This is a genomic window from Brevibacillus brevis NBRC 100599 (genome assembly GCF_000010165.1).
In the GTDB taxonomy this organism is placed as follows: Bacteria; Bacillota; Bacilli; order Brevibacillales; family Brevibacillaceae; genus Brevibacillus; species Brevibacillus brevis_D.
In genome coordinates this window covers 1,196,510-1,216,014 of record NC_012491.1, presented here as the reverse complement: position 1 = coordinate 1,216,014, position 19,505 = coordinate 1,196,510, and the positions used below count along the sequence as shown (strand labels likewise).

Sequence of the window (19,505 nt, the reverse complement as noted above, 5' to 3'; positions counted from 1 at the left end):
AGGTAAGGAGATCATATCATCCGATGAAAACGCTTCCTAGTTTATTCAGATAATTTGGATAAAAACCATATTTACGATTATTTTCATTCTTTTCACGCCAAAAAGACCTGCCGTTCCGATCTGGGAACGTGCAGGCCTTGCCATATATTTGACTGTAAAACTCCGTCAAGCGCTGGTCTCCTTTGGCTGTTTGATCCTGCTGTGGTAGTTGGTCCATGCACGTGCGCCGAAGGAAAACAGTGTAAGGACAAGGACCAAGCGAAACAGATGAAACGCCGTCACTAGGAGCGGATCGGCTCCTGTCGCCAAGGCAGTTAAGCTCATTTCGGCAAGTCCACCTGGCACCGTAGCCAGAATCGCTGTCACGATATCAGTTGCAGTGACGTAAGAAATGCCGATGGCAAGCACAATTACCATGACGAACAAGAACAAGGAATGCATGAGACCAAACAGAAAGAATCGGCGATTTTTCACGATGTCCTCTCGTTTGAAGCCAAGACCGATGCTGACCCCGATGAATATTTGGGCCCCTTGGACCAAGATGCTTGGCAACGCAGGACTCTCTCCCACAAGCGATGTATTCATCGAAATCAAAGCGGTCACGAGCAAGGCACCTAGCAAGAACGGAGCGGGTATATAACAGCGTGACGCAATCAGCGCTCCAATGAGACCAGCCACTAGGATCATGACTGTCTGCCCAATCCCCAGCACGTGTTCTGTCGTAGCCGTCTGTATGGCAGCATGCGTAGGTAGAAATGCCACGAGATAAGGGGTACAAAGCACGACGCTGATTGCACGGATCGAGTGAAAAATCGTAATGACTTGTTGATTTCCCCCCGCCATTTGCCCCACCGACACCATTTCCGATAATCCACCGGGAATATTGCTGAATATCGCCGTTATCCCGTCTACTCTGCAAATCTTATAAAAGATCCACGCGTTCACCAAACTGATCAAGATGGTCAAAATCGTGGTGATAAGCATCAAACCGACGTGCCCCGTCATCGTATCGACGATTTCAGATGTCATTCGCAGACCAAGGGTAATCCCGATCACTGTCAATCCTGCTTGACGAAACCAGCGGGGAATCCAGAGATTTTTGACCCCAAGCATATTACAGATAACTGTCGTAACTAGCGCTCCGAGTAGCCAAGGAAGTGGGCTATGAATGGTAGCAAACAGCCAGCCTCCCAGTGATCCGAGCAGCAATGTAAACAGAATGCGTAGCAGCATAAGCGTTCCCTCTCCTACTATCCGACGTTGTATGAAGCTTCTAGGGTGGGGGTACACCTAGTGTAAATCAATTGTTCTCGCAGAAAAAATACAAAATGGTTATCGTTAGCGATTCCTTGTGTGAATAATAAAAAACTGCTGGCTCCCCATTCAGGGAATTCGCAGCAGTTCCTTTTTCCTTGCTTAATCGATGAATGCAATCTCACCCTGCTCTATGAAGCCCACAAATGCCTTGACCATTTGCAATTCCATCGAGTCGGCATGATAAAACATCCAGGTACTTCGCTTGATCGGCTCTCCCTCGGCTGTGGTCAGCTCAATCATGTGCAGATCATCTTTGCCATTCAGCACGCCTCGCGGAAGGATGGCGTACCCCAAACCGTTTGCTACCATTTCACTGCATGTATCCGCCTTGTCGACCTCCATGCCGATCAACGGTGGTTGGGAAAATCGTTCCGTCCACCAGCTGTCCACTAATGCCAGCAGCATGGGATCCGTCTCATAGTCGATTCGCGGCAGAGTGGGCAGGTCGTCGATCTGAATGGGTTCCGTGGAAACGACATAGACCGATTCCTCGAACAATAAGTGCTTTTGGTCGGACCAGTTGTAGCTTCCCCGGACGAAGCCTACGTGCACGTCCTGATTATACACAGACCTGTAGACGTCTTTGCTCCATCCGGTCATTACCTTGTACTCGACGTTTGGATAGGCTTCTTTAAACTTTTTCAAGATCATCGGGAGCTTGTACCGTGCAAAATAGTTGGAAACCCCCAGCCGGAGCGTACCATTGACCTCGCCGCCCATGTTCAAGACATGCTCCTTGATATTGCGCAGTCTGAGGAGCATTTCATCTGCACATTTGGCCAAGTACTCGCCTTGAGGAGTGAAATGAACGCCTCTACTCCCCCGTTGCACGATCTGTACGCCAAATTCTTTCTCAATCTGCCGCAGTCTTTTCGTCAGCGCAGGCTGGGATAAATACAAGCTTTCGGCTGTCTTTGTAATGTTTTGTTCCTGGTACAAGGTTTGGAGAATGTACCAATCGCGATATTCCATAGCTATAGTGTCTCCGCATGGTTATTTGTCACTTCTTTATTTAACGCATTTTTCTCCTTCCTTTTCAAATAGTTTCCAATCACAATGACCAGAATTGCCAATGCTACTGGCAATATCATATGCAGCGAAGGCATTACCCCCTCCAGGAAACTGCCAACTGCTTTGTCTCCTACAATCATTTCTCCTGCTGTATATCCGAGCAAAGCCGCCCCCAACAATACGATGATGGGAAAACGGTTCATCAGCTTCATCAGTAACTGGCTTCCCCAAATGATGAGCGGAATGCTGATGGTAAGACCGATGATGACCAAAATCAGGTTCCCGTTCGCTGCTCCAGCTACGGCGATGACATTGTCCAGACTCATAATCAAATCGGCAAAAATAATGGTTTTGAGTGCCTCAACAAAACTCGCTCCCCCACCAATGTGACTGTCCTCATCTTCACCTTTTAACAGCTTGACCGCAATCCAGATGAGCAAAAGCCCTCCGACGACTTGGACAAACGGAATTTTCAACAGCCAGATAGCAATGAAGGTCAGGATGATCCGAAGTCCGATTGCACCGAAGCTCCCCCAAAAAGTAGCTTTCTTCTGCAGCTCTGGACTCAGGTTCCGACAGGCAAGAGCAATCACGACTGCATTGTCTCCGCTCAAGACCAGGTTGATCATAATAATTTGAAGTAAGCTAAGTAAGTAATCTGTCATGATGTCTCCTCCAAAATTTCTGATACTGACAATAATAGACCTATCTTTTCATTCGTGCAGTATTATTTCTATTATTTGCATATATTTTTTTGGAATAGAAAAAACCTGTCATTCGAAGACAGGCTACTTCTTGTATCCATACACTGAATAATCCGCCCGCACTTTTCGAATCGCTAGCCAAGCCGGCAATCCTCTCGCTACCCAACGCAGGGCGGACATAATATTTTGTTCATTTTCAAACTGCTCGACAATGATGACGGTCTTTTCATTGATGTACGTCTGTAGCTCCTCCCACCCCATTGCTGAATAGCGATCATTTCCGTACGTTTTCAACGCCAAAAAGTCTTCGCGTTTTGGGTCCTTCAGTTGGAGGAGATGCTGAATGGCTCTCGCGCATTCGGGGTGAATAGTATTATTCATGATGTCATGCCTCACTTTGGTACGGGATGATTTTATGTTAAACGATTGCAGCAAGCTTCGCACGCAAATAAAAAAGGCCATCATCACTTTGGTAGGATAACGACCTTTTGTGCTTCTGTTGATTCAGTTTTTCTGCTCTCGTCTTCGTCGTCCGTTGTCTCATGTCAGCGAATGCAAAGATGCTTCTGTTGAGCTCTGGGTTTCTTTTGCCTTCACGAGCCAGTTTTTCCCGTTGCTTGCGTGCTACGCTTTTTGCCATTGTCTTTCACTCCTTTTTAACTTGAATACCGTCCTTGGTGTTATCATAGAACGCTTCCTGCGTTGTTGCAACGAAAATAGTAAAATTGCCTACAACTCTTGTCCACTCCTTTTTCTCTCCCATGAATAGGATAGATTGACAGGAGGTGTTGAGACTCGATGAAAAACAAAAGAATCACCGCGAGACGTGTGGAAAACCAAGTGTATTCCAATCGCGTTCTGCGCTCTGAATTCGACCGCAACTGGCGTACGATAATCTCCAGAAGTGGTTACGTTATTTATATTGCAAAAACGAATCGGGCAAAAGTCACTGTACTGCTCTCAGATGGATCCAGGAAATTGCTCATCTTCAGACAAGGTGGAAGAGTATTGGTTGGCGGTGGGGGTACCAGTCATTATAGCAAACCACACATTGCAAGGAATTTGTAAAATGTGGGAAGCGCCCTGCTCAGTATTGCTTGTGGCAGGGCGCTTTTCATTGAACGGATGACTACCTCGTCTTAATAATCACCGTCATTTTTTGCTTCATTTTTGTATCTTGAATCATTCCAATGATCTCCGCCCGTTTCCATACAACAAATTTGTGCTCTTGCCCGTTATGCATCTTGATTTTCATTCCATTTGGGATCACGAATAGCGTATTCCGCTTTTCAACTGCCGTAATATCATTCAAGTGCAATTCGAGAGGTTGTGTTTGATTATTGTGACTGTGTGGTTGAAAATAGAGTCTTTCACTCGTAATCGTTAACTTCCCACCTACTCCTTCCCTTCCTCTGAATAGGTTTGCCGCTATATTCTCTTGCACGATCGATTCGTTTCGCTTGAGTTTCATTGCTTCCTTTTCCCCTCCGACATGCGATTCCGTTTTTTCTCGAATTGGTAGGCAATTCATATTACCATAATTAGGAACCTATATGTACAAATGAAAAACACAACAGATTCTGTAAACGATCTGTTGTGCTTCAAAGCGCCCTGCTCGTATGCTAATAGGTAAACTTATTGAGCATTACTTTCAGCTCTTCCGCCAATGACGACAAGGATTGAGCGGAGGATGAGATCTCTTGCATGGAGGCGAGTTGCTCCTCCGTAGAGGCTGCTACTTCCTCGGCTGTTTCGGCATTGCTTTTCGCGATGGTGACGAGCACATTGGCAGTCGCGGTTACTTCCTGAACAGCAGCCAAGATTTGCTGTGCGATCATGGAAACCTCTGCGATATGTGGATTGGTCATTCTGGTGCTTTCCATAATGCCTTCAAACTTGTGAATCGTCTCCTCCGAAACTTCCAAGCCTGCTTCAACATCCAGTCTGACTGTTTCCATGTTGTCGACGGATTGCTTGGTTTCCCGTTGAATCTCTGTGATCAATTCAGAAATTTGCTTAGCCGACATTTGTGATTGCTCAGCCAACAGTCGCACCTCTGTAGCTACAACCGCAAAGCCTTTGCCATGCTCACCAGCCCGCGCCGCTTCAATCGCTGCATTCAATGCCAGCAAATTCGTCTGCTGGGCAATCCCGCTGATGACATCCGAGATCGTGCCGATTTCTTTCGAACGGTCATAGAGCGATTTGGTCATGCGATCAGACTGTTCTACCGATTCATGAATCGACTTCATTTGACTCATGACCTGAGCGACAAAGTTGCCCCCTTCTTCTGCCTGAACCGTCGTTTGCTGAGCCGTATCCGACAACACATTGACACTCTCTACAATCCGTGTGACCCCTTCCGCAATCTCCTGCAAGGAGCGAACATTTTGGTCGATTCCGCTCGTTTGTTGTTCCGCACTGCCAGCTACCTCTTGAACCGCAGTCGTTACATGCTCGGTTGCAATGCTCGTCTGCTGCGCACTCGCGGTCAATTGCTCCGAAGACGCTGCTACTTGCTCCGCTCTAGTCTCGACATCTGAAATGAGCGCCCGCAGGTTATCCTGCATCGTATTAAACGCATGGCCAAGCTCACCGATTTCATCGGTTGACCGTACTTGAATCGGGTCAGTCAAATTCCCTTGGCTCACTCTAACGGCATGTACCTTCACTTCCTGGATGGACTGGAGAAGGGAACGCAGAACAGCTGCTACAATGAGTCCTCCCAACACCAAGCAGATCGCAATCGTCCAAAACGTTTGCTCGAAAATCGGCTCTGCAGCATCCTCAACCTCTGACAAGTACATCGAACCGGCAATTTTCCAGCCAGTAGCTGGATTCGTCGCATAGTAAATCTGTTTCGGGATGCTTTGCTCCTCGTAAGTGAATTGTCCTGTTTCTCCTTGGAACAAGTTGTCGTAAAAACTCTCTTGTGCCACTGTTCCTGCCTGATTTTCCGGGTGGACGACATACTTCTTATTGCTGTCCACTACGATGACATCTCCATCCGAACCGATGCTGACTGAGTTTGCCAGTTGCTTGATCTGTTCAATCCCAACTGTAATGCAGATAACCCCAGCGCCATCCTCTGTCGTTCTTGCTACCGCTACTAAAACCTGACCTGATACCGCCGAAATATATGGCTCTGTAACGACGACCGTCCCCTTGTTTTCCATTGCTCTCTTGTACCAGTCTCTCGTCCGGGGATCAAACCCTGCCTGTATTTCTTGCTTGGGAGCGCGGAAATACTGACCGTCAGCCGTTCCCAAACTGATACTGGACACATCCGCATGCATGCCCATATACATATCCAAGTGATGCATGATTTCTTCTTGAACATCAGCTGATTTCACGCCAGGTGTGATATCTTTTGCCAAATAGTCAGCATCCTTCTTTTTGCCCTCAAACGTACTGCTTACGATGGAGTTGACCAAATCGACGTTTTCGTCGGCGCTGTCCATGATCTGTTTTTCAATTTCTTGTCTCGCTTGATTGTAAGCCAAGCTTCCAACGACAAGGGAAGGAACTAACAGAATCAAGAGAAATGTGATGATGAGTTTGGTTCGATAGCTTCGAAGCCAATTCCTGAGGTTAACTTTCACTTCATTTCATCTTCTTTCTAAGTTGTATTTGGAAAAACGTTTCCTGTAGGTGGAGTCCTAATTTTTTTATATCGGTAACGAAGGAGTGTTAATTAAGCAAAAAATATATAGAACTGTAATAGGTATAAAAAAGTGGGGATTATACCGCCCTCGCGGCCATAGAAAAGCCGCCCTGCTTATGAATGATAGACAGGACGGTCGGTATTGGATCGATGCAAGCTGCAACAGTTGCTTTGTTGAGCGAATTTGTAAGTCACTTCAACTGCGCTTCATTTTCCCCAAGCGGATAAACTGTTCGTCACGTACACGCAGCTTTTCTGAAACAGCCGTATCCGTATACGAGTAAATACCTGCACCGGTCTTGGTGCCGAGATTGCCTTCTGCTACCCGTTCCTCCATGATGGCGGGTGCTTTTGTCGAACCATTCAGCTCTGGCGCCAGGTTATCCATCACGCGCTTCCACGTATCGAGTCCACCAAAATCCGCCGTCTCAATAGGCCCGACAAAAGCCCAGCGAAAGCCAATTCCGTTCTTCATCACCGTGTCGATCTGGGCTGCATCTGCAACACCTTCTGCAAGCAAATGAAAAGCTTCTCTCACTAAGGCTGTTTGTAGCCGATTGGCGATAAAGCCCGGTACATCCTTTTTCAACAGAACAGGGCACTTCCCGATCTCTTCCATCAGCTGCATGGTTTTTTGAATCACTTCCAGCGCGGTTTTCTCATGCTTGACTACCTCTACCAACGGAACCAATTGGGCTGGATTGAAAAAATGTGTAATGATAAAGCGTTGGGGAGTCGTAGCTTTTTCAATCAGTCGCGCAATCGAAAACGTAGACGTATTGGAAGCAATAATCGCATCTGGCTTCGCGTAATGCTCCAGCTTTTCAAACAGCTCCCACTTTAGCTCGACGACTTCTGGGATTGCTTCTGTGATGATTTCAGCTGAAGATACTGCCGCTTGCAAATCCGTGGTCAGGACGATATGCTCGAGCGCCGCTACTCTAGACTGGTCTGCAATCACTCCCTCTGCAACCAAAAGAGAAAGGCTGTGCTCGATGCTAGCTCTCGCTTTCAGCAAAAACTCTTCCTGCAAATCGTAAAGAGAAACACGAAATCCAGCCAATGCGAATAACTGCGCGATTCCATGTCCCATAACACCTGATCCGATAACAGCCACATGCTTTTCCATAGAAAGATCCTCCTAGGGTGAATTCGGTTTACTAGCAAAGCTTTCCACGATGAAATACCTAGTTCCTGCCCACAAGTTCCTACTCCTTTTACCGAAATTCATTTGTATGGCGCTTGTTGGAAGGGTCAAAGTTTTGTACCATTAAAAAACGTTTAGTAAAACCAATTATTGGAATGGACGTTTTATATACGGAGGTACGCATGAAACTACTGAATAAAGTCGTGGTCATCACAGGAGCCAGTCGGGGATTGGGCTTTGAGATGGCAAATGTTCTGGCAAAAGAAGGAGCGATCGTTTGGGCAACCTCTCGAACCGCGCCTCATCCGAGCGAAATTGCACATGCTGAACCGGGAAGTGTGACGAATGTACAGCTAGACGTGACTGACGAGCAAAGTGTCCTTGCCTTATTTGCGCAAGTACAAAGGTTATACGGACGTCTAGATGTCCTCGTGAACAATGCAGGCGTCGGCGTGTTTAAGCCTGTTGAACAAACAAGCTTAGATGAATGGGAGAATGTTTTTCGCACCAATGTAACCGGACTCTTTCTTTGCAGCCGCGAAGGATACAAGGTAATGAAAGCTCACGGAGGCCGTATCATCAATATCTCTAGTGTCTCAGGATATATTCCCATTGCGGAAAACGGCGTTTATGGTGCTTCGAAATTTGCCGTCCAAGGCTTTTCCCAAATTTGCAATGAAGAATGGAAAGACGACAATGTAAGAGTCTCCACCATTTTTCCCGGCGCCGTTCATACAAATATGACGGAGGACCGACATTTTTTTGATCCGAGTGCGATGCTCGTACCAAAAGATGTGGCAGATACCGTGTTAGATATCGCCTCCCGTCCCCTCCACGTTCGAATCGATGAAGTCAAAATCCTTCCGCCTAAAGGCGTTCTCTAAATCACAGATGAATAAGGAGAGTTTTCAAATGCAGCAAGTAGCAATCATCACAGGAGCAGGCAATGGAATCGGGGCAGCAGCCGCAAAGCTTTTGGCTCAACATGGGGTACGTGTCGCTGTTCTTGATGTACATGAAGAAAAGGCTCAGTTAGTCGCCCAAGCAATCAGTCAGGCAGGCGGTCAAGCCTTGTCCATTCGCTGTGATGTCGGTCAACGAGCACAAGTAGAAGAAGCCATCCAGCTAGTAGAATCGCATTTCGGAGATATCACCATCTTGGTCAACAACGCCGGAGTTGGTGGTCCATTCCACCGAGTTGACGAAGTCTCCGATGAAGAGTGGGATTGGATCATGAATACCAACTTGAAAAGTGTATTCCTATTTTGCAGAAACCTGTTACCCAAGATGAAAGAAAGGAACTACGGGCGGATCGTCAACATCGCTTCTATTCAGGGCTTGCTCGGCTCAGCACATTCGTCCACCTACGTCGCTTCCAAGCACGGCATGATCGGCTATACGAAAACAATTGCTGCGGAATGGGGTGAGCACGGGATTACTTGCAATGCCATCTGTCCCGGATATGTGGATACCGCGATGGGCGTACGTCCGGAGGATATTTCGGATTACATGAATCGGGTCATCGCCAAAAGCCCGGTCAAACGCGTAGCTCAACCGGTGGAAATCGCCCAGATGATTGATCATCTCGTTGGACCGCATAGCGGATACATCAACGGGACGAGTATCACCATGGACGGCGGGATCAGCAGTCACATTGGAATTACGGATCAGTTGTCCTAGTTCGTTACACACAGAAAAAGCCGCACGCTCGGTCAGTTTCCACCGGTCGTGCGGCCTTTCTTTCCTCTACCCTTATAGTCCAAATAAAACATCCAGAAAGCCACCGCAACTGTGATGACTACTAAAACCTTTCTATTGATTCCCATGCTAACGTCTAGATCGAAAAATCTCAATGCTAACAGCCCAAGAAGTATAACCAAGAGAATTATTCTGATAGGATCACCTCATTCATCAGTCTTCTTCCTTATATTAATGGTAATCGTTTGAAATTTTAACAAAAACATTCAACCCATTTTAGAATAATTAGTGAAAATACCGATCCACAGTCAAGCAACTTTCTTTGACCACCTCATATGTTATTGCAGGAGGTGGTCAAAGTGGCTAACAGATGTCTTTGTCGAGGTAGTAGATGCAATATCTTTTGCAGGTGTGGATGCAGGCGAAGAAGGAAAATAGCAGCGAACTAAAGAGGATTATATGCTATTCCTAAACATGATTTTTCTCAGTTTGGTGACGGTTAGCTGTATCCTTTATACCTATAAAAATCGGTCCGAGCTTGCCTGTATGGATGGCATGATCATCGCTATGGTGTTAGGTGCTATGTCTAGTATTTCCTTGGGGTTGAACATTCAAGTATATCTGGTGAGCGATTTACAATCTGCGACGATCATTGCTATCGCAATTGGTATGGTGGTTGGGTTTATCTCGGGGAAATTGGTCTCTCTTACCGCTTCTATTGAAGGAGTAATGGCTGGAGTTATGGGTGGGTTGATGTCACCTATGCTAGGGGCCATGCTTTCCCATCCCTTGGGGCTTATCTGGTTTCTCGACTTTGCCTACATCTTTGTTTTCATCCTGATTGTTTTCCTAGTAAAAGAAGCAAGGCAAGCCTTTTTGGAAGAAGCGATGGAGCTTGAGAAAAAAACTAGCAGTTTACCTTGAAACTCCTCAAAAACACGAACGCGCTCGCTTCTTTGCCAGCTCTCTTCCATCAACGGGACGAGCATCCCCATGGACGACGGGATCAGCAGTCACATGAAAATGACGGTTCAGTTGTCCTCGTTCGGGCACGTAGAAAAGGGCCGCACGCTCGGTCAGCTTCCACCCGGCACGCGGCCTTTTTCCCCCTATAAAAAGCGGCGATGTACCTTCTTGCCATCGTACGTAAACAACACTTGTCGATCCTCCACCATCGATTCAAGGTGGATGGATTTTCCCCACAAGTCATAGATGTAAGGCAATGTTTTTTCTACGTATTTGACATCCAGCTCCAGGCCCTCGAAATGATGCTTCAAATACATCTCGCCGGAGCGTAAGTAATCCCCATCGTGTACGAGTACATAAGGGAATCCCCCGTTAACCCGTGTACCCGCAAGACCATCGCGTACCTTCTCCCACTGCTTTTCCGCGACGACCCAATCGTTGCCCTGCTTGCCGAACATATACAAATCCAGATCACTGACGAGGTCCTTGGTCAGGAAGTTGCGAATGAAGCTGATGTCAGACTCCAGCTCGCGCACCTCGAATATTTTTGCGCGTCCCTCTCCTGGTTTGCGTCCGAAACGCTCCTGCTCCTCCTTCGTAGGATTATCCCAGCGCTTTTCAATGTCCTCCAAAATTTTCAGACCCAAATGATACGGATTGATACTCGTCGTCGAAGGCTGAATAACGGAGGAATGCAGCTTGGCAAACTCGATCGTCTCCGATTCTGTCAGCTCCATTTCGCGCAGGATGCGCATATGCCAGTAGGTGGCCCAGCCTTCGTTCATGATCTTCGTTTCCATCTGCGGCCAGAAATACAGCATCTCATCCCGGATGATCGTCAGCACATCCCGCTGCCAATCGTCTAGGATATTGCTGTATTCCATAATGAACAGCAATAGGTCTTTTTCCGGCTCCGGCGGGAATTTGCGTGGTGCTTTTACCGGCTCGGCTTCCTCTTTTGCTTTACGGTCCAATCCCCAGAGATCGTCATAAGGGGAGTTCCGTTCGTTCCTCGTCTTTTTGTTAGCTTCCTCTGGCTCTCGTTTCCAGCGCAGCTTCGGACGCAGCAAGCTCGGATCGATGTGCTCCTGAATCGCCAAGCTCGCGTCGAGCAAATTCTCCACAGCTTCCTTGCCATACTCGATCTCATACTGGCGAATCCGCTCTCCGCTGGCCGCCATGCTTTCGACCATATCCCGATTGGTGTTGGAGAAGCGCACATTGTTTTTAAAAAAGTCGCAGTGAGCAAGGACGTGAGCCACAATGAGCTTGTTTTGGATCAAGGAATTGCCGTCCAAAAGAAACGCGTAACATGGATTGGAGTTGATGACGAGCTCGTAGATTTTGCTCAGATTCAGATCATATTGCAGTTTCATCCGGTAAAAGGACTTTCCAAAACTCCAGTGCGAAAATCGTGTGGGCATTCCATATGCGCCAAATGTATAAATGATGTCAGACGGGCATATCTCGTATCGCATCGGGTAAAAATCGAGATTGAACCCTTTGGCGATCTCGGTAATTTCGTCAATGGATCGCTCCAGTTCTTTGCGCTCGTCGTTGGTCAAATCGTTTCGCCTCCCCCTTTTGCCGTCGGTCTACTTTATGTATATGGGGGAAACAGCCAAAAGACGCCACCTTTTAGAAAAGATGTCGTTCTTCATATGGCGCGTTTTGACGTCCTGGTATTTGGTTCAAGCGGTCTTCCTCTTCCTGATCGTATCTCCTTGTAGAGAGTCGGTCGTTCTTTGGAATTCAAGTGCCAGATCAGAAAGCTCCAAGTCATTTCTCCGAGCAATAAAAAAGATGCGCTCTCTTCTGAGGCACACCCATTGTTGCTGAAGTTAGTCAAAATAATTGAGTTTCATCCCCCATTTCACGGAACCGCTTGGCTACCAAAGACACATAACCTTTCGCTAATCCAATGATCATTCCCCTAACGTTCTCCGCGACCACTACCCATTAGGCTGCGATATTGAGCGCCTTCTCTTGGATTTCATCCAAGGACACAATAGAAACCTCTATTTCAGTAGTTCCTTGTTCTACAAGAATTTTAAAACGCTGATGTCCGCCGACGAGATTACCTATTTGCTCATTCCAAATTAGTGGCTCGACGTATCCAAACTCTTGAATGGATCGTTTCAGCTTCTCGTATTCGATGTCGCCCGGCTGCAAATCTATTCGCGGATTATAAGAGGCTGGATTGATTTTAGAGACAATGCGGGTAAGGTCTTTGACGGTAAGCGGCGTCCCCTTTTGTCCGCGCTCATTGTCGCCTTGCAGGAGATTAGTTCCCTTGCTGGCATAAGGTACGATCTTCACGAATTTTGTGCTGTGGCCTACAGGACGAAAAACCTTTACGTCTCGTCCGACCGGAGCAGTACTTCCTCGGTGTAGTATATTTCTCCTGTCGCTGAGTCGACATACTGGCGCACTACATTTCACCCACCTCCATGAAAAAAGCACCGCGTGGGTGCTTAATTTAAATTATTTCTTATTAGTATCACTGTGACAAGAACCCCTGCGATACTTGGAAGAATAGTTTTCGAACTAACGACAATATCAGGTATCGAAATTCCTAGATACATTTCTGGCAAAATATCACCCCCTATACTTCCATTCTGAGGTAATGGCAGGAGCTTGTCTATATCAAAAGCCCCACTCTTTCGGCAGGGGCATCCGGCGCGAGCCAATCCTTACGCCTAACTGCGGTCACAGGCTATAGGAGGCGGTGCAGCAGGTAATTCTGTACACTTGAGACAGGATCGGCGTATCGGTTATGAGCGATACAGAGCAATGGGCAAAGACCGAAATAGTCCCCTATTAAATTTGATTGGAACAGAAAAAAGCACCACTAGGGTGCTTTTCATTAATACTTTCCTCTCAATTACCAAGCCGATAAGTAAACAGCGTAAGCATGCCTCGAATCAAAATCTTGGGAGGAATGTCCACGAACCTTAAAGTATACTGTCACTCCCTTACCAAATCCTATGCCACCTGCCGATGCAGCGTCAATTTGGCCAGGCCCTAAATCACCAGCAGTACCAGACATTATATACTCGCCATTAGGTCCAAAAGCTATCCAGTCATAGTCATAGTTAATACCAGCAGGGGATTGAAGTTCGAATACCCAATTCGATTTGTCTGAGTTATTTCTATAAACATACCAATCAACATCTGTACTATCCGAGATTGTTTGAAAGAAACTACCACCATCGTTGATAGCATGAGCAGTTTCTTTTGAATCCGCCCACCCATCACTGGCAAAAGCGGCTTGCGAACCGAAAGTTAATACAGAAACAACTGCACCCAAAGTCATAAATTTTTTAATCATAATCCACACTCCTATTTCCACTTAATTTTTTCGAACATGCCTTTTTCAAATTTCTTATCTACTGAATTGTTTCGTCGACTAACGTGGTATGTACGAAACGAGTTAGAAATTAAAATAATCCATATTTTCCACCTCTTTACATTTTTAAAGACATCATAGCACGCGCCAAAAAACAATACAACTGTATTATTTAAATCATTCCGAATTATAGCCAATGCTACGCTTCTGCACAATTGAGATAGGATCGGCTTATTCGAATATGAGAGATACCGGACAAGGGACGAGAAGCCGAAGCCGTAGGTCTCGCATGTAATCCCCTGTCCGGTAAATCCCAGCAGAGTAAATCGCGATTTTATTGGGCTTTTCCGCACAAAAAAGGGCACTCAGATCATCCCGAGTGCCGTAGCAATTTGCCTGATTGCATCTTTCTTTTTTGTGTAGTATTGGTCTTTTGTTAACCCTAAATCAAGGTATACATTGATGTCTTTTACGCGTGAAGTGCTGAGATACTTCTCTTCGACAATCCGACGCTCGATCTCGTCTAGCGAGTATTGCAATGCTCGATCAATCTGGTTGGCCTTCAGCTCGTTTATTGTCTCTGTTGGCTGTAGCCTTGGGAACAGTTGACCTATGCCCTTCTCTCTTAGTTCCTGCCTATTCTGTAGAGCAACACGGAGGGTTTTATACTCTTTCAGTTCTTTCACAACGGCCTTTCTGACTTCTGTCTCATTCACTGGTTGCAGAAATGACAGTTGTTCTTGTACCTGTGCGCTCATTTCCAGATTCCCCCTCGCGGTAGCCCATGTTATAATTTTCTTGACGAAGGAAATTATTAGGGCTCCCTGTTTGGGGGCTTATTTTTTTGTACTCCCAAAATATTATGTTACATTCCAATTCTTGTTCATCCGCTTCACGTTAGATCAATTTTCGAGAAGCGAGTTTACGCAAATGAATCGACTTTGCCAGAATCCGACTTCCCGACTTTACATAACTGTCTGAGGCTTTCCATGTGTGACTCTTTTTGTTCGTTCTACGAACTGCAATGTAATTACGGGGAGCAGAAGCGTAAAGTTTATAGCCTCTTGCTAGACAGGCCCTTATAAATTTTCCATCTTCCCCAAGCGAAATGTTAGCAAAACGTACGCGGCTACATACACGTTTTCTAAATAATAAAGTTCCCCCTGCGAGCGCCCTTACGAACCTATTGTGCTGTCTAGGGAAACGTAAAATTAATTGCTTCCTTGATTGGAGATAAGTCATAAATGCCCGCTTTCCAACAATGTCAGCTCCTGTACGATGAAGATCATTCATTTGCTGCTTTAAATAATGTGGTGAGTAGTAATCATCATCATCGAACTTTGCGATAAATTGATATTTCGTTTTGCTGATCGCATAATTTAAGCATCTGCCCAAAGAGACCCTTTCTGGAACTTTGAAGACAGAAATATTTTTATAGCCCCGCACTTTTTTGCGGTATTTTGCCAAGCTCATGCTATCTTTATTTATCACAATTACCAACTCTTTTACCCGAAACAACTGGGTCTTATAATTAGCGATGATGTTATTAAAAAAACGTGGTCGGTTAGTGCAAGTTATAACGGAAACTCCGCCCCGAATGCTGTTTTTATTTTTTCTCATCGCTCACTCCCCCTTTTTCGAAAGTTTGTATACTTTATTCAAACTCCTATAAGAGAGAAAGGTACAAGTTTACATGGACAAAATCACAATTTCTCTTTTGTTAAATAGCGATTCCCTTCGACTCAAGGAATGCCAAGCATGCTGCATGAGGCGCTTCACTCTTTATTGCTTTTCCGATTGTGGCGTTTGACATTGTCTTTGCCTCACTGATGTAGCATGTCTCATTTGGTAAAATATCGAGGTAGATATCTTGTTTCCTTGCTTCTTACACCAATTCACCCATTCGTCTCCAATCGGTAGAATATTGAGGAATAAGTATCCATCCATCGTTTTCTTTCAAATGCCGATGAATCCGGGCTCCCATCCTTTTAGCGCTCCCGCAACCAAGGCATCCAACTCACGTCCTGCTTGCATCCCGTTCCCCTCCCCAATTCCAAAGTCCCTGCTGCCCTTTTGCTGGCACCGGATCAAACGGCTTCACATCCGTCATTTCCCATACAAACCGTCCGTGTTCAAACCATCCGAAGGAATCCTCTTGAAGACAAATCCGTTTCATTTGTCCTTCATCCCCGTTAAAGAGCACTGGCATGCCGCCCTGATGATTCTCTCCGACAGACCAACATTCAGTGATGTTTGCGACAGCAATCACTGCCCCCGTCGGTAAGTTGTCTGCCGTATACCCGTGTTTCTCCAGTACGCTACGGAAAGGCTCTGCGCTGCCTTGTCTTCCGGAAAGAGCAGCATCATATCCAGTTTGATATCGATTAAACCCTTGAGTTGCTCCACCGACATATCCTGTTCCAAGAACTGCTCGGTTGGTATTAATTCGAACTGGTCCACATTCCGCCCGCATAGTTTGCATTCATATACGCCACCAAGGTAATGAGCTAGTTTCTAACACCCACACGTTGGGCAGCACAACCCATCTATCCTGTTCCCCTCCCTGGGTGCAAACGTAATGTTTTGTAAAACGCGCGCCCCCGTAAGTTGGCTATAATCGATTGCATATTTACCATTTTCTTGAAACACATTCTTCATGTAGTTACTTTCCTGAGAGGGTGTTTTTTCATGAGTGCACTTAAGTCGACGTTTATCGGCGCTATTTATTCCGCTCCTTCCCCATTGCCTGGTCAATCGCATCGTTCTAGCTCAAATATTGGTACAGAAGTCCTTCCGCCAGACACAGTTAATTTTCAATGGGTAATAAGTGGAGTTTCTAATCCTAATCAAATTAGTTTTTCTGTCAGTCAAGATGTTAGTGGAGGCAATGATCCTACTCATCTTACTGGAGTAGTTAGCGAGAAAATCACAGATGTTGTTTCTACTCGCTCTCTTTACATTGGGAGTCCCAAGGGTGCACAAGAAAACTTTTTGGTTGAAATCTATGCACTTTCAAGAGCATAAATAATGCTGTTCAATTAGGGTGTCCTTTGGGACACTTCTTTTTTATTTGCAAATGACTATGTTGCATTACATCAAGTAGCACAAAGGTATCGCTCCTATTTAACAAATCGTGTGGGTTGTATCCACACTATTAAGAATTGACTTACCAATATTTGCGATTCGAATATTGTTTTTAGAAACACTCTGCACTCCTCGAAATGACCAGGAATATTATGCTGATTAGATTAGGAAGGAGTGGAAAGCGAATGGTGTATCCTGCTCAGGCTCCAACATCTCCACCCCCAAGCTTCATCCCTCCCAGGCCAACTTACGTCCCTCCGCAACCATCTACCTATCTTGTCGATTGTGTGTACGAAAACACTTATGTTTGGCTCGTAAATGGAGAACAATTTTGGTTTTATCCAACTACCGTTGAGTACAACGGGGTTACGGGCTATCGGTGGAACGGCAGGTCCTGGATGTTTTATGGTATTGATCCAAGATTTATCGATGCCGTTGTATGTTACCCGACTCCTACCCTTTATTAAGGTGTGGGAGTATTACATAATTACCGATTTGTTAAGCGACTGCCTCAAGAGCTGCCTTGCATATCGCTTCTTGTGCTGTCTTTGCATAAATTTCGATATTTCTGTCATATGGATGAGTTTCAAATACCGCAAGGAACCTCATATCCTCTGGAGCTCCTGGAGACTGTGGAAGCACCCCGATGTAGAGATTTTCTGCTATCATCCACGCATCGGCTATGTTGTGGAGTGGGCACCAGTGAGTTGCAACCTCTATTCCATTCTTCCGCCAAGAGTCGAAGAACTTCTGCTTCCCTCCATCGGTTAGGTCAAGCTCTACTTCATGCTTTTCCCATCCCATAACCTTCGTTGCCAGCGTTTCAATGATCTGCTACTCGGTCATTTGGCTGCACCTCCTGTCCTTTCCAGCTCAAATCCTCTCCGCAATCAGGGCATTCTAAAACCACCAACGATGCATGTATTGTAGTTCCTCGCAGTATTACGACCACTTGGCAATCCTCGCACTCAAATTTGTGTCTACCGCTCATCTAATGCCCCTCTGTTTCTCTAAATAACTATTTTGATAAACCCATCGACACCTATCTCTTTCGTTTCAACTCTGGTCAACAAGCTGCCTGCTGGCCTTTTCCCCCTGATACTCCCTGTGTGTTATAATGAATTACAACTAAAAACTATGGGGTGTATTATTGAAGAGACAATTTTTGATGATAGTAAGCGATGTAACCAAACCACAAATGGATAGGGTCACCGAAGTAGTTAAAGAATTTAACGAATTCATAGACTTGATTCCAATTGAGTCTAAATCTGATGGAGGCTTTAGCCTATACATCGATATTCAAAAAGGCGATGTTGCTACAACAATCTCAGATACACGAACATTCCTGAAAAATTGGTTTAAGCCTTTAAAAATAGAATGTGATTCGAATCCACGAGACTTTTAGTAAAAGTCTTTTTTTAATACACATTGTGTAGAACCATATCCCGTCTTGTTCCTAATGCTGATGTACAGTAAGATTTAGGAAAAACCCTTAGGGAGTGGAAAAATGGTCACTTGTTACTTGAAATATGTTATTGATCCATATCAGGTAAGTGTTTTTGAAGAATATGCAAAGATGTGGATACCTCTTGTCAACAAGTTTGGCGGACATCATCATGGCTATTTCCTTCCTCATGAAGGTGCTAATAATATTGCTTATGCCTTATTTAGTTTTCCTAGTTTGGCAGAATATGAAGATTATCGAAAGAAAATACTGGTCGATGTAGATTGCCAACTTGCCTTCTCACTCGCAGAGCAAACAAAGTGCATCATCAGTTACGAGCGAAGTTTCTTGCGTCCGGTGTTTGAATAATTCTCCTTCAACCTTGTCCATCCTTAGATAGGATGGGCTTTTTTATATAATGAGCATTGAGTATCTGGGTACACAGTAACTAAAGTGTTAAATAACGATTTTTCCATGTGATAAAATTTCGATATACCTTTTATGGAGTGAACTTTGAAATGATACAAAAACATGAGGTTATCGACTTATTCTTATCTGCTTGTCCATCCTATAAAGAAAGATGGCTCCATTTTGTTAGTGAAACTTACGACGATAGCGAAGAGCATCTTCCGTATATTGATGTCTCAGATTTCGCCCAACATGTAGATGAGCTTTACCAACAGCAAAAGTTAACCGAGTTCCCAATGATATTTGAGGTTTTAGAAATGCTCCATATCAACGGTGACGACTATGTTAAAGAATTAGCTACAATTGGGTTTCTGGAATCATTGCTAGGTTGTGAAATTTCAAGCTCAATTCAATCTTTTCTGATGCCCATTTCCCTAAAATGGTGGATCTCATTAAATAAATTCATGTCTGGAGAAAATCGTTATGTTGGCGAAGACCAATAATACAACGTACACACTGTGTTAAATTGCTTATTCCTTTCAAAAATGTGATTTAAACTTCAACTAAACTGTAAGCGATCGGATTTCAAATTTTGAAAAAGAACAGGAGTTAATTGAGACGCAGCTAATGGATTTAACTGGGAGGGATGTGCCTATGGGGAACCGCGCTAAAAGACGCCAGCATTTAGAAACGATATTGCGAATTATCAGTTA

General features: G+C 45.2%; 23 protein-coding genes. 8 read left to right on the top strand and 15 right to left on the bottom strand.

What is annotated here, in order from left to right; all coding sequences use genetic code 11:
* Positions 1–165: 165 nt before the first annotated feature.
* The 5 genes from BBR47_RS06290 to BBR47_RS06270 all read right to left on the bottom strand — a co-directional run bounded on the left by BBR47_RS06290 (position 166) and on the right by BBR47_RS06270 (position 3,672).
* Positions 166–1,233: an AbrB family transcriptional regulator gene (locus tag BBR47_RS06290; RefSeq protein WP_012684910.1), complete on the bottom strand. Its 1,068-nt coding sequence runs from the start codon at positions 1,231–1,233 to the stop codon at positions 166–168.
* Between the two features lie 183 nt (positions 1,234–1,416).
* Positions 1,417–2,289, bottom strand: coding sequence for a LysR family transcriptional regulator (locus tag BBR47_RS06285; RefSeq protein ID WP_012684909.1), 873 nt, complete (start codon positions 2,287–2,289; stop codon positions 1,417–1,419).
* Positions 2,290–2,291: 2 nt separating this feature from the next.
* On the bottom strand, positions 2,292–2,993 hold the full coding sequence (locus tag BBR47_RS06280) for a TerC family protein (protein ID WP_012684908.1): 702 nt from the start codon (positions 2,991–2,993) through the stop codon (positions 2,292–2,294).
* Positions 2,994–3,116: 123 nt separating this feature from the next.
* Entirely contained in the window at positions 3,117–3,413 is a 297-nt protein-coding gene (locus BBR47_RS06275; protein WP_231850564.1) for a hypothetical protein, read from the bottom strand.
* 37 nt (positions 3,414–3,450) lie between these two features.
* The gene (locus BBR47_RS06270) at positions 3,451–3,672 is read right to left on the bottom strand and encodes a hypothetical protein (RefSeq protein WP_012684906.1); all 222 of its coding nucleotides are present in this window, start codon (positions 3,670–3,672) and stop codon (positions 3,451–3,453) included.
* Positions 3,673–3,830: 158 nt separating this feature from the next.
* Between BBR47_RS06270 and BBR47_RS06265 the strand changes: the two genes are divergently transcribed.
* Positions 3,831–4,100 (top strand): hypothetical protein, encoded by a 270-nt coding sequence (locus BBR47_RS06265; RefSeq protein ID WP_012684904.1) that lies wholly within the window; start codon positions 3,831–3,833, stop codon positions 4,098–4,100.
* Between the two features lie 61 nt (positions 4,101–4,161).
* On the opposite strand, the gene BBR47_RS06260 is transcribed toward BBR47_RS06265, so the two are convergent.
* The 3 genes from BBR47_RS06260 to BBR47_RS06250 form a co-directional block, all read right to left on the bottom strand.
* Positions 4,162–4,503: a GRAM domain-containing protein gene (locus BBR47_RS06260; RefSeq protein ID WP_012684903.1), complete on the bottom strand. Its 342-nt coding sequence runs from the start codon at positions 4,501–4,503 to the stop codon at positions 4,162–4,164.
* A gap of 151 nt (positions 4,504–4,654) precedes the next feature.
* Positions 4,655–6,634, bottom strand: a complete 1,980-nt coding sequence (locus BBR47_RS06255; RefSeq protein ID WP_012684902.1) for a methyl-accepting chemotaxis protein — start codon at positions 6,632–6,634, stop codon at positions 4,655–4,657.
* Positions 6,635–6,892: 258 nt separating this feature from the next.
* Positions 6,893–7,825 (bottom strand): 3-hydroxyacyl-CoA dehydrogenase family protein, encoded by a 933-nt coding sequence (locus tag BBR47_RS06250; protein WP_012684901.1) that lies wholly within the window; start codon positions 7,823–7,825, stop codon positions 6,893–6,895.
* Positions 7,826–8,025: 200 nt separating this feature from the next.
* Between BBR47_RS06250 and BBR47_RS06245 the strand changes: the two genes are divergently transcribed.
* From BBR47_RS06245 to BBR47_RS06235, 3 genes are all read left to right on the top strand, one after another.
* On the top strand, positions 8,026–8,727 hold the full coding sequence (locus BBR47_RS06245; protein ID WP_012684900.1) for an SDR family oxidoreductase: 702 nt from the start codon (positions 8,026–8,028) through the stop codon (positions 8,725–8,727).
* Between the two features lie 28 nt (positions 8,728–8,755).
* Positions 8,756–9,523, top strand: coding sequence for an SDR family NAD(P)-dependent oxidoreductase (locus tag BBR47_RS06240; protein ID WP_012684899.1), 768 nt, complete (start codon positions 8,756–8,758; stop codon positions 9,521–9,523).
* A 564-nt stretch (positions 9,524–10,087) separates the two neighbouring features.
* The gene (locus tag BBR47_RS06235) at positions 10,088–10,465 is read left to right on the top strand and encodes a hypothetical protein (protein WP_231850563.1); all 378 of its coding nucleotides are present in this window, start codon (positions 10,088–10,090) and stop codon (positions 10,463–10,465) included.
* A 185-nt stretch (positions 10,466–10,650) separates the two neighbouring features.
* Here BBR47_RS06235 and BBR47_RS06230 read toward each other — a convergent pair whose 3' ends face one another.
* The 6 genes from BBR47_RS06230 to BBR47_RS06200 all read right to left on the bottom strand — a co-directional run bounded on the left by BBR47_RS06230 (position 10,651) and on the right by BBR47_RS06200 (position 16,338).
* Entirely contained in the window at positions 10,651–12,072 is a 1,422-nt protein-coding gene (locus BBR47_RS06230) for a SpoVR family protein (RefSeq protein ID WP_012684897.1), read from the bottom strand.
* 394 nt (positions 12,073–12,466) lie between these two features.
* Positions 12,467–12,826 (bottom strand): ParB N-terminal domain-containing protein, encoded by a 360-nt coding sequence (locus BBR47_RS06225; protein ID WP_231850562.1) that lies wholly within the window; start codon positions 12,824–12,826, stop codon positions 12,467–12,469.
* Positions 12,827–13,391: 565 nt separating this feature from the next.
* Complete coding sequence (locus BBR47_RS06220; protein ID WP_041749281.1) at positions 13,392–13,838, bottom strand: hypothetical protein; 447 nt, start codon at positions 13,836–13,838, stop codon at positions 13,392–13,394.
* 383 nt (positions 13,839–14,221) lie between these two features.
* The gene (locus tag BBR47_RS06210; protein WP_012684895.1) at positions 14,222–14,614 is read right to left on the bottom strand and encodes an ArpU family phage packaging/lysis transcriptional regulator; all 393 of its coding nucleotides are present in this window, start codon (positions 14,612–14,614) and stop codon (positions 14,222–14,224) included.
* A gap of 139 nt (positions 14,615–14,753) precedes the next feature.
* Complete coding sequence (locus tag BBR47_RS06205; protein ID WP_012684894.1) at positions 14,754–15,476, bottom strand: glycosyltransferase family 2 protein; 723 nt, start codon at positions 15,474–15,476, stop codon at positions 14,754–14,756.
* A 397-nt stretch (positions 15,477–15,873) separates the two neighbouring features.
* On the bottom strand, positions 15,874–16,338 hold the full coding sequence (locus BBR47_RS06200) for a hypothetical protein (RefSeq protein ID WP_012684893.1): 465 nt from the start codon (positions 16,336–16,338) through the stop codon (positions 15,874–15,876).
* Between the two features lie 206 nt (positions 16,339–16,544).
* On the opposite strand from BBR47_RS06200, the gene BBR47_RS30805 reads away from it, so the two are divergent.
* The gene (locus BBR47_RS30805; RefSeq protein ID WP_111914456.1) at positions 16,545–16,880 is read left to right on the top strand and encodes a DeoR family transcriptional regulator; all 336 of its coding nucleotides are present in this window, start codon (positions 16,545–16,547) and stop codon (positions 16,878–16,880) included.
* Between the two features lie 558 nt (positions 16,881–17,438).
* Here the strand turns inward: BBR47_RS30805 and BBR47_RS06195 are convergent.
* Complete coding sequence (locus tag BBR47_RS06195; protein WP_012684891.1) at positions 17,439–17,744, bottom strand: BC1872 family protein; 306 nt, start codon at positions 17,742–17,744, stop codon at positions 17,439–17,441.
* Between the two features lie 364 nt (positions 17,745–18,108).
* Here BBR47_RS06195 and BBR47_RS06190 point away from each other — a divergent pair, with 364 nt between their 5' ends.
* The 3 genes from BBR47_RS06190 (at position 18,109) to BBR47_RS06180 (ending at position 19,295) form a co-directional block, all read left to right on the top strand.
* Positions 18,109–18,345, top strand: a complete 237-nt coding sequence (locus BBR47_RS06190; protein WP_041749279.1) for a hypothetical protein — start codon at positions 18,109–18,111, stop codon at positions 18,343–18,345.
* Positions 18,346–18,447: 102 nt separating this feature from the next.
* On the top strand, positions 18,448–18,753 hold the full coding sequence (locus BBR47_RS06185; protein ID WP_012684890.1) for an NIPSNAP family protein: 306 nt from the start codon (positions 18,448–18,450) through the stop codon (positions 18,751–18,753).
* A gap of 149 nt (positions 18,754–18,902) precedes the next feature.
* The gene (locus BBR47_RS06180; protein ID WP_041749278.1) at positions 18,903–19,295 is read left to right on the top strand and encodes a DUF7674 family protein; all 393 of its coding nucleotides are present in this window, start codon (positions 18,903–18,905) and stop codon (positions 19,293–19,295) included.
* Positions 19,296–19,505 lie beyond the last annotated feature (210 nt).

What these genes read in the sequence shown, in the direction of transcription:
- BBR47_RS06290 (WP_012684910.1), bottom strand. Translation starts at nt 1,233, where the DNA reads ATGCTGCTACGCATTCTGTTTACATTGCTGCTCGGATCACTGGGAGGC.
- BBR47_RS06285 (WP_012684909.1), bottom strand. Translation starts at nt 2,289, where the DNA reads ATGGAATATCGCGATTGGTACATTCTCCAAACCTTGTACCAGGAACAA.
- BBR47_RS06280 (WP_012684908.1), bottom strand. Translation starts at nt 2,993, where the DNA reads ATGACAGATTACTTACTTAGCTTACTTCAAATTATTATGATCAACCTG.
- BBR47_RS06275 (WP_231850564.1), bottom strand. Translation starts at nt 3,413, where the DNA reads ATGAATAATACTATTCACCCCGAATGCGCGAGAGCCATTCAGCATCTC.
- BBR47_RS06270 (WP_012684906.1), bottom strand. Translation starts at nt 3,672, where the DNA reads ATGGCAAAAAGCGTAGCACGCAAGCAACGGGAAAAACTGGCTCGTGAA.
- BBR47_RS06265 (WP_012684904.1), top strand. Translation starts at nt 3,831, where the DNA reads ATGAAAAACAAAAGAATCACCGCGAGACGTGTGGAAAACCAAGTGTAT.
- BBR47_RS06260 (WP_012684903.1), bottom strand. Translation starts at nt 4,503, where the DNA reads ATGAAACTCAAGCGAAACGAATCGATCGTGCAAGAGAATATAGCGGCA.
- BBR47_RS06250 (WP_012684901.1), bottom strand. Translation starts at nt 7,825, where the DNA reads ATGGAAAAGCATGTGGCTGTTATCGGATCAGGTGTTATGGGACATGGA.
- BBR47_RS06245 (WP_012684900.1), top strand. Translation starts at nt 8,026, where the DNA reads ATGAAACTACTGAATAAAGTCGTGGTCATCACAGGAGCCAGTCGGGGA.
- BBR47_RS06240 (WP_012684899.1), top strand. Translation starts at nt 8,756, where the DNA reads ATGCAGCAAGTAGCAATCATCACAGGAGCAGGCAATGGAATCGGGGCA.
- BBR47_RS06235 (WP_231850563.1), top strand. Translation starts at nt 10,088, where the DNA reads ATGGATGGCATGATCATCGCTATGGTGTTAGGTGCTATGTCTAGTATT.
- BBR47_RS06220 (WP_041749281.1), bottom strand. Translation starts at nt 13,838, where the DNA reads ATGATTAAAAAATTTATGACTTTGGGTGCAGTTGTTTCTGTATTAACT.
- BBR47_RS06210 (WP_012684895.1), bottom strand. Translation starts at nt 14,614, where the DNA reads ATGAGCGCACAGGTACAAGAACAACTGTCATTTCTGCAACCAGTGAAT.
- BBR47_RS06205 (WP_012684894.1), bottom strand. Translation starts at nt 15,476, where the DNA reads ATGAGAAAAAATAAAAACAGCATTCGGGGCGGAGTTTCCGTTATAACT.
- BBR47_RS06200 (WP_012684893.1), bottom strand. Translation starts at nt 16,338, where the DNA reads ATGCAAACTATGCGGGCGGAATGTGGACCAGTTCGAATTAATACCAAC.
- BBR47_RS30805 (WP_111914456.1), top strand. Translation starts at nt 16,545, where the DNA reads ATGAGTGCACTTAAGTCGACGTTTATCGGCGCTATTTATTCCGCTCCT.
- BBR47_RS06195 (WP_012684891.1), bottom strand. Translation starts at nt 17,744, where the DNA reads ATGGGATGGGAAAAGCATGAAGTAGAGCTTGACCTAACCGATGGAGGG.
- BBR47_RS06190 (WP_041749279.1), top strand. Translation starts at nt 18,109, where the DNA reads ATGATAGTAAGCGATGTAACCAAACCACAAATGGATAGGGTCACCGAA.
- BBR47_RS06185 (WP_012684890.1), top strand. Translation starts at nt 18,448, where the DNA reads ATGGTCACTTGTTACTTGAAATATGTTATTGATCCATATCAGGTAAGT.
- BBR47_RS06180 (WP_041749278.1), top strand. Translation starts at nt 18,903, where the DNA reads ATGATACAAAAACATGAGGTTATCGACTTATTCTTATCTGCTTGTCCA.